Source organism: uncultured Marivita sp. (genome assembly GCF_947488135.1).
Taxonomy (GTDB): Bacteria; Pseudomonadota; Alphaproteobacteria; order Rhodobacterales; family Rhodobacteraceae; genus Marivita.
Genome location: NZ_CANKYW010000014.1, coordinates 1 through 13,288 on the forward strand (window position 1 = coordinate 1; position 13,288 = coordinate 13,288).

Here is a 13,288-nt window from a genome sequence, read left to right on the forward strand (position 1 = left end):
GTGATCGGCATTGGCGGCTTCCTCGGGTTGGGCGAATACACGGTGGCGCTGCCGCTGAGCGATTTCTCCTACGACGCGGAAGACCGGACGCTGATGGTGAACCGGACCCGGGAAGAGCTCGAAGCGATGCCGGAATTCGATGAATCCGGCGTCGAGGGTCTGGAAGACGATGTGGAACTCTCCACGCTCATGCAGGATGACACCGGCATGTCCACGTCGGGCACCACACCGGGGATGACCGACGATGCGACATCGACGGATGGCATGACCGAAGACAGCACGATGGAAGAGGGTGCCGCGGACAGCGACACCATGTCCACGGATGCCACAGAGACCGAAGAGACCGGGTCCGAAGACTCGGGCGAAGCCGAAGAAGAAGACGCTACGTCGAACAACTGATCCTGCCACAAGAGCCTCAGGGGGTCGCAGACATGCGGCCCCCATTCATGTGCCTGCGTGGTGGTGCAGGAGCATGATAAACGCATTTTATTACATAAAACGCATTATGGGCCGTTAAGTCATCAGCGGGCGCAAGGCTCTTCGAAGAGCCTTTTCCAGCGTCTTCGAAGACGCTTAGCTCTTCACCACGCGGTCGAGTTGGCGCAGCGTGGCGAGAAGGCTCTGCAACTGGTCCACCGGCACCATGTTCGGCCCGTCGCTTGGGGCGGTGTCGGGGGCTTCGTGGGTTTCGATGAAGACGGCCGCGACGCCCACGGCCACGGCGGCGCGGGCAAGAGGCGGGACGAATTCGCGCTGGCCGCCGGAGCTTGTGCCCTGCCCGCCCGGCAGTTGCACCGAATGGGTGGCGTCGAACACCACCGGGTAGCCGGTCTGGGCCATGATCGGCAGGGACCGCATGTCCGAGACCAGCATGTTGTAGCCGAAACTCGCGCCGCGTTCGCAGAGCAGGATCCGGGTGTTGCCGGTGCTGGCGATCTTGGCGGCGACGTTTTCCATGTCCCAGGGGGCGAGGAACTGGCCCTTCTTGACGTTGAGCGCCGCTCCGGTTTCGCCGGCGGCCAGCAAGAGATCGGTCTGGCGCGACAGGAAGGCGGGGATTTGCAGCACGTCGACGGCTTGGGCCACGGGGGCGCATTGCTCGGCGGTGTGGATGTCGGTGAGGACGGGGACGTTGAATTCGCCTCTGATCTTGCTCAGGATCGTCAGCCCCTCGTCCATGCCGAGGCCCCGCTTGCCTTTCAGAGACGAGCGGTTGGCCTTGTCGTAGCTGGCCTTGAAGACCCAGGGCGTGTCGGTGGCCTCTGCGGCAGCGGCAATCCGTTCTGCCAACATGCGGGCATGATCGAGGCTTTCAAGCTGGCATGGACCCGCGATAAGCGCGAAGGGCGCCGTGTTAGAGACGGTGATTTCGCCGATCTGGACAGGTGTCATGCGATCCCCTCGCGGTTCAGGACGGTTTCGATGCGGGCAACATCGACCGGGTTGTTGAGCTCCCAGAACACCCGGCCGCGGCCCTCGACCGGCACGCAGGTGATGGGGGTGCCGTTTTCGAGAAAGCGCAGTTGCTCCAGCCCTTCGGCACGTTCCAGCGGGCCCTCAGCCCAGCCCGCATAGGCGCGCAGGGCGGCGGGGGTATAGGCGTAGACGCCGACATGGTGCCAGACCTCGGGCGGCGCGTTCAGATCGCCGACATAAGGCAGCACTTCCTTGGAGAAGTAGAGCGCGGTCTTGTCGGCGCGCATCACGGCAGTCGTGCCGCCCACGCGGCCTGCCCGCCGGTCGGTGACGAAATTGGTGAGCGTTTCCGTGTCGCATTTGACGACAGGCGTGGCCATCTGCGTGGTTCCGTCCATAGCTCCGATCAGGGCCTCGACGAACCAGGCTGGCGTCAGTGGCGCGTCGCCTTGCAGGTTGACGATCACGTCCGGCTTTGCGTCCAGCTGTTCCAGCCCTTCGGCGCAGCGTTCACTGCCGTTGCGGGCCTTGCTGGAGGTCATCAGCACCTCGGCGCCGAAGCTGTTTGCGGCGTCTTTGATGCCGTCATCGTCGGTCAGAACATAGACCCTATCAATGCCCGAAACCGCTTTCGCGGCCTCCCAGGCGCGCTGGATCAGGATCTTTTTCACACCCGTTGCGCCGGTCAATTCCACCAGCGGTTTGCCGGGATAGCGGGTCGAGGCGTAGCGGGCGGGGATGAAGACGACAACGCTCATGCGACACCTGTGCGAAGCAGGTCGTGGATGTGGATCAGCCCCAGCAGCCTGCCCTCCTCCGTCACCATCAGCGCGCCGATCTTGTGGGCGTTCATCTCGGCCAGCGCCTCGGTCAGGAGCGCGTCGGGGGCGATGCTGCGCGGGTTGGGGGTGGCCACTTCGCCAGCGGTGCGGCCCGTCAGGCCGTCGAGATTGCGGCGCAAATCGCCGTCGGTGATGACGCCTTTGAGCTGGTCCTTCTCCACGACGGCGGCGACGCCGAAGCCCTTGGCGCTCATCACCACCAATGTTTCACCCATTGGTGTGTCGGGTGTCACCACGGGGAGCGCCTCGCCTCGGTGCATCACCGCCGAGACGCGGAGCAGCTGCGCGCCAAGCGTGCCGCCGGGATGGAAGGCGGCGTAGCCTTCGCGGTCGAAGCCGCGGTGCTGCATCAGCGCCACGGCCAGCGCATCGCCCAGGGCCATCGTCAGCGTGGTCGAGGTGGTGGGGGCCATGCCAATGGCGCAGGCCTCGGGCGCGTCGGGCAGTTGCAACAGGTGATCGGCGGCGCGGGCGAGCGTGCTGCCCGCGCGCTTGGTCACGGCGATGAGCGGGATCTCGAAGCGGGTGCAATAGGCGATCATGTCGGCCAGTTCGCGCGTCTCGCCGGAATTGGAGATCAGGATCACCGCGTCACTGCGGGTGATCATGCCGAGATCGCCATGGCTCGCCTCGCCGGGATGCACCGCCTGCGCCGGCGTGCCGGTGGAGGCCAGGGTGGCCGCGATCTTGTTGGCCACATGGCCCGACTTGCCCATGCCCGAGACGATCACCCGGCCGGGTAGCGCCAAAAGCCGCGTGACCACGGCATCGAAATCGGGCGGCAGGTCGTCGGCCAATCGGGTCAGGGCGGCGGCCTCGGTGGTGAGCACCTGGCGGGCGATGGCGGTGGGGCTGTCGGTCATGGGGGCCTGTCGGGTTGTCTGGGCGCGGTGATAGCGGGTGGCGCGGTCGGTGTCCAACGCGGGGCGCGCGGCTTTTCGAAAAGCCGCGTCAGAGCCTCTCAAGGCTCTGGTTACACCTGCCGTGCGCCCCCCTCGGGAATGCGCGCGTCACGCCCGCCCCAGATGCCCCAGCGCGCCCGCATCATCTCGATCGCGGCGGCGTCCAGTTCGGTCCGGCCCTTTTCGGCCTCGCGGTGGCGGTAGAGCGCGGCCTCGCGGTCAGCCTGCGTTGTCTTGGGCTCATACTGATCGGCGGCGAGCCAGATGCCGATGCCGTTCCGCGCCAGCGCGCCCGAGAGCCAGATATCGTCCACGTGAAACGCGGCGGCGGGGATGTCGAAGCTCTGATCGTCAAAGAAGTCGGGCCGCACCACCACGCCGCCATAGCCTTCGAAGATATCGGCGAAGCCGGACTGCGCGATGATCCGCCGTGGTGGTTTCTGCGCCAGTTTCGCCCGCGCCTGCCCGGACAGGATCTGGCGCAGGCGGGCGGCGCGGTAGGCCATGTCCCAGGTCCGCGACCGGCGCTGATGGCGCGGTGCGGCGTGGGCCTCGCGCTGCGACAGCCCGGCGATGTCCCAGCCCGCCAGCGCCACGGCGCGGTCGGGGTAGCGGTCGGCCTCGGCCAGCAGCCCTTGCGCCCAGCCGGGGCGGTAATCGCGGTCATCGTCGCAAAAGAGCAGCCGCACATCCTGCCCCCGGTGGCGCCGCGCGGCGGGCAGCACCTTGGTGGCGGGGCCAAGATCGGTGTCGGTGCGATGCAGGCTGACCCCTGCGGGCAGGGCGGGCAGCGTGCCGTCCCAATCGGGAAAGCGGCGGTAGCCGCGCGGCAGGGTCAGCTCCACTGCGTCCACGCCGCGTTGCGCCACGAGCGCTTCGAGCGTCGGACCGATGAGGCCGAAGCGCGGGGGGATCGACGACAGGGTGATGATGACGGTCATGCAGATGGGCCCTCGCCAGACAGGCGCGGCCTCCATAGGGGCAAGCCGGTGTCAGGGCAAGCGCCGGAGCCGGAGCGTGTGGCGGACCCGCGCCGTCAGACCGCCTTGCGGGCTGGCACCTCGGTCCGGGCGGTTCCGGCCAGGGCTGCGGCGGCTTCGACATGGGTGACGAGCCGCTGCCTGCGGTCCGTGTCGCCCAGAAAGCCGAACCATTTCGACAGGATGGTCTCTGCCTGATCCTCGGCCACCGGGATGTGGCTGCGCCGGAAGGCGGGATCGTCCAGCGACACGGGGCGCGAATCGTGGCCGTCGATCTTGATCGACAGGAAGCCCATGCCGGCATTGTCCACCAGTGCCGGAAACCGTTTGAGCAGCGCGGCATGGCCGAAGGAAAAGATCGTGCGGTCGCCGTGGATGCGGATCGCGGTGCCCATCGAATTGAACGGCAGGGTGGCGCGGTAGATCTGCGTCTCCTGCCCGGCATAGGCCGTCACCACCAGCCCGTTGGAGCGCGAATAGGCCACCGGCATCACGTCGCCCAGCCGCTGCATGTAGCGGCGCAGCTCGTGCACGTAGTCATGCGACAGGCAATCGTCATCGTCGATGCGGAACTGCACCAGAGGTCGGCTGAGCCCGCTGTTGAGGCGCGCGATCTCGGGCTGGAGGGCGGCGTGCACCGTGGTTTCGTCGGACACGACCAGGTGCAGCCGGTCATCGCTGTCGCAAAGGGTCTTTAGGCGCCGCAGGTGTTTGGCGGGCAGAATGTCCGAGGTCAGGACCAGCAGGACGAAATTGGGATCGGTCTGCGCCTTGAGCGAGGGCAGCAGGAAGGTTTCGAACAGGTGGAACCGCAGCGCCATGCGCGCGTCGTCATAAAGCCGTTCGGCCTGTTGCAGGTGCAGAAGGTCAAGATCGGTGTCGGCGTCAATGGTCGCATAAGCGGCCCAGTCGCCCCGGCCACAGAAGGAAAAGCGGCAGATGCCGATGACGGGTTCGAAAAGGTGGTTCACTGCAAGCCCCCTTGATGTTTGCCGCAGCATACCGGGGTTTTGGGCGATTTTGCGGATGGATCAGGTCAGGACCGTGCCTTTCTCTGGGCATCGACAGTGGCGCGCAACACGGTACGCATGGGTCAGGGCCACATCTGGCTGGCATGAAGGACGCGCAGGATCGTCACAGTTCGGGCGGTTTCGCGGTAGATCACGAGATAGTTCGGCCGCACCACCATCTCGCGTGTGCCGGGAACGCGCCCCTGACGATAGAGCTTCGGGTGCTCTGTCAGGCCTGTCGCCTTGAGCAGGATCTCGTCCTTGAGCGTTTGCGCCGCGTCCGGATTGTCATCCGAGATATGGTCGAGGATGGCGAGCAGATCGCCAAGCGCCTTGGCCGACCATTCAAGGATCGGCACGGCGCTTGCGGTCGATCAGGTCCTGTGCCGCCTGCATGGCCTGGTCATGCGGGATCGCGGGTACCGGATCGGTCAAGGCCTCATGGATCCTGGCCCGCAACCATTGGTCATAGGCATCGGGATCGGCGGCAAGCCCGGCAGGAAGTCCGCCCTCGGCCGCGACCCGTGTCAGAAGGATACGCACAGCATCGGACAGGGTTAGCCCGACGCCGGACAAGGCGTCCGATGCTTTTGCCTTCAGGTCATCATCGACCCGGACGTGCAGCATGGAGGTTTTGGCGGGCATCCCAGCGTTCCTGATCTATGTATCTCAAATGAGATACAACATGTCTGTGGAAAAGTCCAATCAGCGTTTTTTCTTACCCGGCGGTTAACCTTAACGCATTCTTTACTCCTCGGGCCGGATAAGGGGGCAAATGCAACCCTGACGGGAGAGTTTCCATGCCCCTTGCCGACACCATAGCGCCCTCGGGCAAACGCGCCTTCATCACCGGGATCACCGGGCAGGACGGGGCCTACCTGGCCAAGCTGCTGCTGGACAAGGGCTACGAGGTGCATGGCGGTTTGCGCCGCAATGCGCAGGCCGAACGGGCAAGGTTAGAGACGCTTGGGATTGCCGATCGGGTGCATCTGCACGATCTGGATCTGGCCGAGATGACCAATATCTTCCGCCTGATCCGCGATGTGCCGGTGGACGAATTCTACAACCTCGCCGCGCAGAGCTTCGTCGGTGCCTCCTGGGACCAGCCGATCTATGCGGGCGACGTGAACGGCATCGGTGTGGCGCGGCTTCTGGACACGCTGCGCACGCTGGCGCCCGGGACGCGGTTCTACCAGGCCTCCACGTCAGAGATGTTCGGGCTGGTGCAGGCGGTGCCGCAGGTCGAGACGACACCGTTCTACCCGCGGTCGCCCTATGGCGTGGCCAAGGCATACGGTCACTATATCACCGTGAATTACCGCGAGAGCTTCGGGATGCACGCCTCCTGCGGGATCCTCTTTAACCACGAAAGCCCCCTGCGCGGGGAAGAGTTCGTCACCCGCAAGATCACCCGTGGGCTGGCCCGGATCGCGCGCGGCGGCAATGACGTTATCCAGTTGGGCAACCTGAGCGCGCGGCGCGACTGGGGCTTTGCCGGCGATTACGTCGAGGGCATGTGGCGGATGCTGCAACAGGACACGCCCGGCGACTACGTGCTGGCCACCGGCGTGACCACGCCGATCCGCGATTTCGTGAGCTTCGCCGCAGAGGCGCTGGACATGGCTTTGGACTGGCAGGGCGAGGGGGTGGACGAGGTCGCCACCGACCGCCGCACCGGGCGGCGTGTGGTCGAGGTGAACCCGGCCTTCTTCCGCCCGGCAGAGGTGGATCTGCTGGTGGGTGATGCCAGCCGCGCACGGGCCAGGCTGGGCTGGCGGCCGAAAGTGGATGTGCGCGGACTTGCCGGCATGATGGCGCGCGCGGATTACGATGCGGTGGCGTGAAGGGCGAACAAGATTTGTTTTTTGCCCGTTCCGCCCGGTGGGAACCACCGGGCAGCCCCCGACCGCCCCGTTTTGCCAGAGGCAAACCTCCGGTTCGACGGGCGGGGGCTTCTCCCCCACCCGCGGTCGGGGGTTGCCCTCCTTTCATCTGACAGGCCTCACACCCCCTTGAGACCATAACGGACCCAAGCCCATGCTCCCCAAGCTTCTCCGCCGACTGACCGGACGACGCGATTACCTTGATGGAATCCGCGACGGGACGCTCTGCGGCTGGGCCCTGCCGAAACCTGGGCAGGGGCCGGTGCCCGTGGCGCTTTATCACGGACCGCAGCGGATTGCCGAAGCGCTGGCCTGCCAGTTCCGCAGCGATCTGCGCGATGCCAGGCTGGCCGGGGGCGCCTGCGGGTTTTCCTTTGCCATAGAGACCAACACGGGGGTTTTGCGGGTCTGTCGTCTGGACGGCGCACGCCCGGTGGAGATCGGGCGGGTCGATCTGGGAGGCCAGACGGGCGCCCGGCCCTCGCCGCGGTCCGCACCCGCCCGTAGGCCGGGTTTCAGCCCGGCCCCTGCGATCCACGACCTGCTGGCCCCCGGCCTTGCCGCCCTGCGCGCCGCCCCGGTGCCCACGCGCGACATGCCTGCGCCCCTCACGGAGCGGCAGGCGCTGCTCTTCGAAGCGACCGATCCCGCGTGCGGTGCGCCCCTGCCCGATCCGCTTTGCGCATACATGGCCTATCTGCGCCCGCGCTACCGGCTGGAGGCCGAGTTCGACTGGGACAACGCGCCGGAGGGCGCGGCGCATTTCCTCAACTGGATGTCGACCGGCTATGCCCCGATGCGCGCGCCCTTGCGTGTGCCGCTGTCACACCACGCGATCGGATGGCTGAACGCGCCGGTTGTGGTGCCCGGCCAGCGCCTCAGCCTCAGTCGCGCCACTTGGGCGGCATTGCAGGCCGTGCCGCATCTGCGACAGGGGATGGATTTCGGCAATCCCGACTGGGTGGACTCGGTGCTTTACTGGTGGTCGGCCCATCAGGTTCGCGCCACCGGTGCCGAGGATTGCCTTGTGCCCGAAAGCACCGTCACCCGCCTTGCCGAGGTGCCCGAGGACGGTCCCTTTCCGCTGTCGCGCTACCTGCTGCGCTGGATCGCCGAAACCCCTGCCCTGGCTCGTCTCGACAGCGCCACCAAGGAAGACCGGCGGCAGATCACCCTTGCCGCGATGGTGCGCGCGGCGGAGCGGCCCGACACGCTGCGCTACATCCCTTGGGCCAGTATAGAGACGCTTTTGTGCCCCGATGCTGACGGCCAGACCCCGCTTGGCACCTACGCGAAAACGCTGGACGGGTTGGACCGGCGGATCCTGCCCCGCGACTATGCCGCGTGCCTGCGCGGGCGCGGCTACGACATGGAGACACGGCAGTTCACCACGCGCACACCCGAGGGCCACCGCTTGCACGCGGCGGCCCTGCCCGCCCCCGCGCTGCACGGCGGGCGGCAGGTCGATGTGCAGGTCATCGGCCCCGTCACCAAGGCCAGCGGTCTGGGACAGGCGATGCGCACCTCGATCGCGGCGCTGGAGACCACCGGCCTGTCGATGCAGGTGGTGAATTTCGCGCTCGACAACCCCGCGCCCGAGATCGACACGCCCCACACGCCGATTGCCGAGGCCCGGCCCGCGCGGGTTTCCTTGCTGCATCTCAACGCCGAGAGCATCCCGCTGCTCACCGCATATGCACCGGACATCACCGACGGCTCCTACCTCACCGCCTACATGTTCTGGGAACTGACCCGCCCCGCCGCCTGTCACGCGCTGGCGCTGCGGATGGTGGACGAGATCTGGGCCGCCTCCGATCATGGCAAAGCCATCTATGCGGACAGTTTCGACGGTCCCATCCGCGTCATGGGGCTGGCCAACGAGGTGGCGCCTTCCGCCGATCCTCTGGGCGCGCGGGCCGGGTTTGTCGCCCGCACCGGGTTCGCCGCCGACGGGTTCCTCTGCATGGCGAGTTTCGACAGTTTCTCCTTCGTGCAGCGCAAGAACCCGCTGGGCCTGATCCGGGCGTTCCGCGATGCCTTTCCGCAGGGTGGCGCGCAGCTCTTGCTCAAGACCCAGAACCGGACGCGCGTCAGCGACCCCGCGCAGCAAAGGGTCTGGGCCGAGATCGACGCGCTGACGGCGGGCGACCCCCGGTTTGCCATCCTCGACGAGACAATGGACCGCGACGCGCTCTTGCACCTCACCGCCGGGGCCGATGCCTACCTGTCGCTGCACCGGTCCGAAGGTTGGGGTTTCGGCATGATCGAGGCGATGGCGCTGGGTGTGCCGGTGCTGGCCACGGGCTATTCCGGCACCCTCGCCTATTCTGACGACGCCACCACCTGGCTGGTGCCCGCGACGGAAGTGTCCCCTGCCCCCGGCGATTACATGTTCACCCCCGAAGGCGGGCTTTGGGGTGAGCCCAACCACGCCGCCGCCGTCACGCTCCTGCGCCGGATGCAGTCCGACCCTGCCCTGCGCGCCCGCAAGGCCAAGGCGGCACAGGCCCGCGTGTTGCGCAGCTTCAGCCCCGAGGCCATCGGCAAACGCTACGCCACCCGGATCGAGACGCTGCTGCGGCAGGGCAAGGCGGATGCGGCATGAGGAACACGCATCCCCAAACCCACGGCGCGAATGATCGAAAACGCATTCTCCCCAGGACATTTGAGAGATACCAAAATTTGGTATATCCTGGTATCAGGAGGCACGCATATGGCACAGAACACATCGATCTCGCTCAGCGAACATTTCACCGGCTTCATCGCCGAACAGGTGCGGACCGGCCGCTACGGGTCGGCCAGCGACGTGGTGCGGGCAGGGTTGCGCCTGCTGGAAGAACACGAGGCCCGGGTCAAAGCCCTGCAAGAGGCGTTGATCGACGGGGAACAATCCGGCGCGCCGCAGCCCTTCGATGCCGACGCCTTCCTGAAGCGCATGCACGCGCGGCATGTCGACTAGCCCTCGGGCGTGCAGGCTTTTGCCGCGCGCGGAGTTGGACCTTGAGGAGATCTGGCTCTACAGCTTCGAACGATGGGGGCAGGCACAGGCGGATAGCTATCTCGGCGCGTTTGCCGACGCGTTTGAAAAGCTGGCGGACGGCCGGAGCACAGGTCGCGCCGTCAGCATTCGACGCGGATATCTCGAACACGCTGTCGGCGCGCACATGGTCTATTTCCGTATCCTGTCCGACAGCATCGAGATTGTCCGCATCCCGCATCAAAGCATGGATACCGAACACCATCTCTGATCCGGTCCTGCACATTGCTGCTTCGCTACCCGGAACAGGGACCGTTTTCGGCAGCCGACACGGCAGGGTGGCATGAGGTTCCTGCTCCGCCGATCCGCGCCACCGGGCTATGTTTCGAGCTATGTCATGGGGGTCAGCTGGCCGCGGTCTGGCCATCACCTTCTGGCGCGGCTGCTCAGGCTCTATTACGGCGCAGGTTTCGCCTATTGCGGCTTTTACGGGCAGGCCGGGTGTTGCGGTCAGGCCCCCTGTGCGCGGGCGGGTCAGGTCCGCTATTCCAAGAACCACGATTTCGACGGGACGCTGCCGCAGGATCCCTCCCGCAGATACCTGGTTCAGACCCGCGCCTTCGTCCCCTCGGTGGTGTCGAATTTCGAGCTCTACCTGCGCGAAGGCGGCAGCGATGACGCGGCCAGTTTCGCCCGCTTCGCCAGCGCGCAGTTCACCGCGTACCGGGCGTTCCAGGACAAATGGGTCACGTCGGAGTTCGCCCGAACCCAGACCGTGATCCCCTACGAGGCGCTGATCCGCGATCCCGCCACGGCGCTGACCTATGCGCTGTCGAGCTTTGGCGACACCGGACCCGACCCGGGCCGCCTGCGCGCCGCCATCGCGCAGGTGGACGGCGAAGAGGTGGCCCACCGCCGCGTCACCCCCCGGCCCGGCACAGGGGTTCATGCCCCTCGCGATGTGACGCAATTCCGCCATTACGACGCCCATCTGTTCGGATATCTGGACAAACTGACCCTGACCCGGCAGGAGGTGAACAAAGTGTTCCGCCGCCATCTGGGCCGGGACGCCGCCGAAGGAAACATGCTTGCGCTGCAGGCCAGCCCGTCGCTGGAGGCGCTCGAGCGGATGATCCTCGGTTCACCTGAATATGCTGCTCGGGGGCGCAGGCTTCGGGCGGTCTGACCTGACCCGTAAGAGTGAGCGCCCATGGCCGATACCGATCTTCCCCTCATCACCCCGGTACTGCTCTGCGGAGGCTCCGGCACCCGGCTCTGGCCGCTGTCGCGCAAGAGCTACCCCAAGCAGTTCGCGCAGTTCCTGGGGGATGAGAGCCTGTTCCAGGAGGCCGCCCGCCGCGTGTCCGGGGACGGGTTCGGCAAGCCGCTGGCCGTGACGGGCGACGGGTTCCGGTTCATCGTGGCCGAACAGCTCGATCATTGCGGCATCCGTGCGGCCGGTATCCTGATCGAACCGGAGGGCCGCAATACCGCACCCGCCGCGGCCGCCGCCGCGCTGCACCTGGCGCAGACCAATCCGCAGGCGCTCATGCTGCTGGTGCCCGCCGACCATGCCATTCCAGACGATGCCGCCTTCCGGGATGCGGTGCGCACCGGCGCGCCCGCCGCCGCGCAGGGCCAGATCGTGACCTTCGGCATTCAGCCGACCCGGGCCGAGACCGGCTATGGCTGGCTCGAGGCGGGGCAGGAAACCCATCCCGGCGTCAATGCGCTGGAGCGCTTCATCGAAAAGCCGGATGCGACCAAGGCCGAGGCGCTTTTTGCCGATGACCGCTATCTCTGGAATGCCGGGCTGTTCCTGGCCCGCGCCGACACGCTGATCGCGGCGTTCGAAGAACACGCCCCCGACATCCTGAGCGACACCCGCGCTGCGATGGAGGCCGCCGAACCCGATCTGGGTTTCCTACGCATCGACCCCGCGCTCTGGGGACAGGTGCGCGCCGAGAGCATCGACTACGCGGTGATGGAACAGGCGCAGAATGTCAGCGTCGTACGCTTCTGCGGTGGCTGGTCCGATCTCGGGTCTTGGGAGGCCGTCTGGCAGGAAAGCCCGCAGGACGGCAGCGGCAACGCTTTGGCCGGTCTGGCAACGGCGATCGACTGCGAGAACACGCTCCTGCGCTCGGAGTCGGACGAGATCGAACTGGTGGGCATCGGCCTGAAAAACGTGGTCGCGGTGGCGATGCGCGACGCGGTGCTGGTGGCCGATATGTCCGACAGCCAGAGCGTGCGCCGCGCCGTCGACACGCTCAAGGCGCGCGGCGCGAAACAGGCGGTGCAACTGCCCGTCGATCACCGCCCCTGGGGCTGGTTCGAGACGCTGATCCTGGCCGACCGCTTCCAGGTGAAGCGCATCCACGTGCATCCCGGCGCGGCGCTGAGCTTGCAAAGCCATGTGCACCGCTCCGAACACTGGATCGTGGTGGCGGGCACCGCGAAGGTCACGGTGGACGGTGAGGTGCGGCTGCTCAGCGAGAACCAGTCGGTCTACATCCCTCTGGGCGCGGTGCACCGGATGGAGAACCCCGGCAAGGTGCCGATGGTGCTGATCGAGGTGCAGACCGGGACCTATCTGGGCGAGGATGACATCATCCGCTACGAGGACATCTATTCGCGGTCGTGACAATGTATCACGTCTTGACACACGTATCATGATGTGATACACATCCCGCATGATCCAGAGCACCAAGGGCAAGCGGGCCGCCAATGCCGTGAAGGGGCTTTATGGCAAAGGGTTTCCCGCTGATTTGGTCAAGCGCACACGCGCGATGCTGACGGCACTAGACGCGGCAACCCAGTTGGACGATTTGCGGTTCCCACCGGGCAACCAGCTGGAAGAGCTCAAGGGCGATCGGGCCGGTCAGCATTCGGTGCGGATCAACGCGCAATGGCGCATCTGTTTTGTCTGGACCCCAACCGGGCCTGCCGATGTCGAGATCGTCGATTACCATTGAAAGGAATGTCCCATGAGCCTGCTTGATGACCCGATGCATCCCGGTGAAGTCCTGAAAGAACTCTATCTCGACCCTCTGGACATGAGTGCCCTTGCATTGGCGCGCCGTCTGGGCGTGCCCCGCACGCGGATCGAGCGGCTTGTGAAGGGCACCACCGGCATGACCCCGGACACCGCCTTGCGTCTGGCATGCGTGTTTGGCACGACACCCGACTACTGGATGGCCATGCAAACCAATTTCGACATGGCCGCAGCCCGCAAAGAGGTGGATCTGTCGGGCATTGAGCCGCTTGTGGCGGCGTGA

15 protein-coding genes and 1 pseudogene are annotated in these 13,288 nt (G+C 66.2%); 9 read left to right on the plus strand and 7 right to left on the minus strand.

Going from position 1 to position 13,288, the window contains the following annotated elements; all coding sequences use genetic code 11:
- Positions 1–399: pseudogene (locus Q1B16_RS20980) on the plus strand (hypothetical protein); the annotation flags it as partial.
- A 174-nt stretch (positions 400–573) separates the two neighbouring features.
- Here Q1B16_RS20980 and kdsA read toward each other — a convergent pair.
- The 7 genes from kdsA to Q1B16_RS21015 form a co-directional block, all read right to left on the minus strand.
- On the minus strand, positions 574–1,392 hold the full coding sequence (kdsA, locus tag Q1B16_RS20985; RefSeq protein ID WP_299793985.1) for a 3-deoxy-8-phosphooctulonate synthase: 819 nt from the start codon (positions 1,390–1,392) through the stop codon (positions 574–576).
- On the minus strand, positions 1,389–2,174 hold the full coding sequence (locus tag Q1B16_RS20990; protein WP_299793988.1) for a 3-deoxy-manno-octulosonate cytidylyltransferase: 786 nt from the start codon (positions 2,172–2,174) through the stop codon (positions 1,389–1,391). Before Q1B16_RS20990 ends, kdsA begins: the two co-directional genes overlap by 4 nt.
- Entirely contained in the window at positions 2,171–3,121 is a 951-nt protein-coding gene (locus Q1B16_RS20995) for a KpsF/GutQ family sugar-phosphate isomerase (protein ID WP_299794092.1), read from the minus strand. Before Q1B16_RS20995 ends, Q1B16_RS20990 begins: the two co-directional genes overlap by 4 nt.
- 110 nt (positions 3,122–3,231) lie before the next feature.
- On the minus strand, positions 3,232–4,101 hold the full coding sequence (locus Q1B16_RS21000; protein ID WP_299793991.1) for a glycosyltransferase family 2 protein: 870 nt from the start codon (positions 4,099–4,101) through the stop codon (positions 3,232–3,234).
- A gap of 95 nt (positions 4,102–4,196) precedes the next feature.
- Positions 4,197–5,111 carry a glycosyltransferase gene (locus tag Q1B16_RS21005; RefSeq protein ID WP_299793993.1) on the minus strand — a complete coding sequence of 305 codons (915 nt, stop codon included), beginning with the start codon at positions 5,109–5,111 and terminating at the stop codon, positions 4,197–4,199.
- 122 nt (positions 5,112–5,233) lie between these two features.
- Positions 5,234–5,509 carry a type II toxin-antitoxin system RelE/ParE family toxin gene (locus Q1B16_RS21010; protein WP_299793995.1) on the minus strand — a complete coding sequence of 92 codons (276 nt, stop codon included), beginning with the start codon at positions 5,507–5,509 and terminating at the stop codon, positions 5,234–5,236.
- On the minus strand, positions 5,496–5,795 hold the full coding sequence (locus tag Q1B16_RS21015) for a type II toxin-antitoxin system RelB/DinJ family antitoxin (protein WP_299793998.1): 300 nt from the start codon (positions 5,793–5,795) through the stop codon (positions 5,496–5,498). Before Q1B16_RS21015 ends, Q1B16_RS21010 begins: the two co-directional genes overlap by 14 nt.
- Positions 5,796–5,950: 155 nt before the next feature.
- Here Q1B16_RS21015 and gmd point away from each other — a divergent pair, with 155 nt between their 5' ends.
- The 8 genes from gmd (at position 5,951) to Q1B16_RS21055 (ending at position 13,288) form a co-directional block, all read left to right on the plus strand.
- Positions 5,951–6,994: a GDP-mannose 4,6-dehydratase gene (gene gmd, locus Q1B16_RS21020; protein WP_299794001.1), complete on the plus strand. Its 1,044-nt coding sequence runs from the start codon at positions 5,951–5,953 to the stop codon at positions 6,992–6,994.
- A gap of 193 nt (positions 6,995–7,187) precedes the next feature.
- Complete coding sequence (locus Q1B16_RS21025) at positions 7,188–9,638, plus strand: glycosyltransferase (RefSeq protein WP_299794004.1); 2,451 nt, start codon at positions 7,188–7,190, stop codon at positions 9,636–9,638.
- Positions 9,639–9,746: 108 nt separating this feature from the next.
- A complete protein-coding gene (locus Q1B16_RS21030) occupies positions 9,747–9,992 on the plus strand; it encodes a type II toxin-antitoxin system ParD family antitoxin (protein WP_299794007.1) in 246 nt (81 codons plus the stop codon).
- Positions 9,982–10,281, plus strand: a complete 300-nt coding sequence (locus Q1B16_RS21035) for a type II toxin-antitoxin system RelE/ParE family toxin (RefSeq protein ID WP_299794010.1) — start codon at positions 9,982–9,984, stop codon at positions 10,279–10,281. The genes Q1B16_RS21030 and Q1B16_RS21035 overlap by 11 nt, the downstream gene beginning before the upstream one ends.
- Positions 10,282–10,353: 72 nt before the next feature.
- Complete coding sequence (locus Q1B16_RS21040) at positions 10,354–11,196, plus strand: hypothetical protein (RefSeq protein ID WP_299794013.1); 843 nt, start codon at positions 10,354–10,356, stop codon at positions 11,194–11,196.
- 24 nt (positions 11,197–11,220) lie between these two features.
- Positions 11,221–12,654 carry a mannose-1-phosphate guanylyltransferase/mannose-6-phosphate isomerase gene (locus Q1B16_RS21045; RefSeq protein ID WP_299794016.1) on the plus strand — a complete coding sequence of 478 codons (1,434 nt, stop codon included), beginning with the start codon at positions 11,221–11,223 and terminating at the stop codon, positions 12,652–12,654.
- Positions 12,655–12,703: 49 nt separating this feature from the next.
- Positions 12,704–12,985 (plus strand): type II toxin-antitoxin system RelE/ParE family toxin, encoded by a 282-nt coding sequence (locus Q1B16_RS21050; RefSeq protein WP_299794019.1) that lies wholly within the window; start codon positions 12,704–12,706, stop codon positions 12,983–12,985.
- A 12-nt stretch (positions 12,986–12,997) separates the two neighbouring features.
- Positions 12,998–13,288 (plus strand): HigA family addiction module antitoxin, encoded by a 291-nt coding sequence (locus Q1B16_RS21055; protein WP_299794022.1) that lies wholly within the window; start codon positions 12,998–13,000, stop codon positions 13,286–13,288.

Excerpts from the sequence above, each read along its gene's own strand:
- Q1B16_RS20995 (WP_299794092.1), bottom strand. The coding sequence starts at position 3,121 with ATGACCGACAGCCCCACCGCCATCGCCCGCCAGGTGCTCACCACCGAG.
- Q1B16_RS21000 (WP_299793991.1), bottom strand. The coding sequence starts at position 4,101 with ATGACCGTCATCATCACCCTGTCGTCGATCCCCCCGCGCTTCGGCCTC.
- Q1B16_RS21025 (WP_299794004.1), top strand. The coding sequence starts at position 7,188 with ATGCTCCCCAAGCTTCTCCGCCGACTGACCGGACGACGCGATTACCTT.
- Q1B16_RS21030 (WP_299794007.1), top strand. The coding sequence starts at position 9,747 with ATGGCACAGAACACATCGATCTCGCTCAGCGAACATTTCACCGGCTTC.
- Q1B16_RS21040 (WP_299794013.1), top strand. The coding sequence starts at position 10,354 with ATGAGGTTCCTGCTCCGCCGATCCGCGCCACCGGGCTATGTTTCGAGC.
- gmd (WP_299794001.1), top strand. The coding sequence starts at position 5,951 with ATGCCCCTTGCCGACACCATAGCGCCCTCGGGCAAACGCGCCTTCATC.
- Q1B16_RS21045 (WP_299794016.1), top strand. The coding sequence starts at position 11,221 with ATGGCCGATACCGATCTTCCCCTCATCACCCCGGTACTGCTCTGCGGA.
- Q1B16_RS21050 (WP_299794019.1), top strand. The coding sequence starts at position 12,704 with ATGATCCAGAGCACCAAGGGCAAGCGGGCCGCCAATGCCGTGAAGGGG.
- Q1B16_RS20990 (WP_299793988.1), bottom strand. The coding sequence starts at position 2,174 with ATGAGCGTTGTCGTCTTCATCCCCGCCCGCTACGCCTCGACCCGCTAT.
- Q1B16_RS21015 (WP_299793998.1), bottom strand. The coding sequence starts at position 5,795 with ATGCCCGCCAAAACCTCCATGCTGCACGTCCGGGTCGATGATGACCTG.
- Q1B16_RS21035 (WP_299794010.1), top strand. The coding sequence starts at position 9,982 with ATGTCGACTAGCCCTCGGGCGTGCAGGCTTTTGCCGCGCGCGGAGTTG.
- kdsA (WP_299793985.1), bottom strand. The coding sequence starts at position 1,392 with ATGACACCTGTCCAGATCGGCGAAATCACCGTCTCTAACACGGCGCCC.
- Q1B16_RS21055 (WP_299794022.1), top strand. The coding sequence starts at position 12,998 with ATGAGCCTGCTTGATGACCCGATGCATCCCGGTGAAGTCCTGAAAGAA.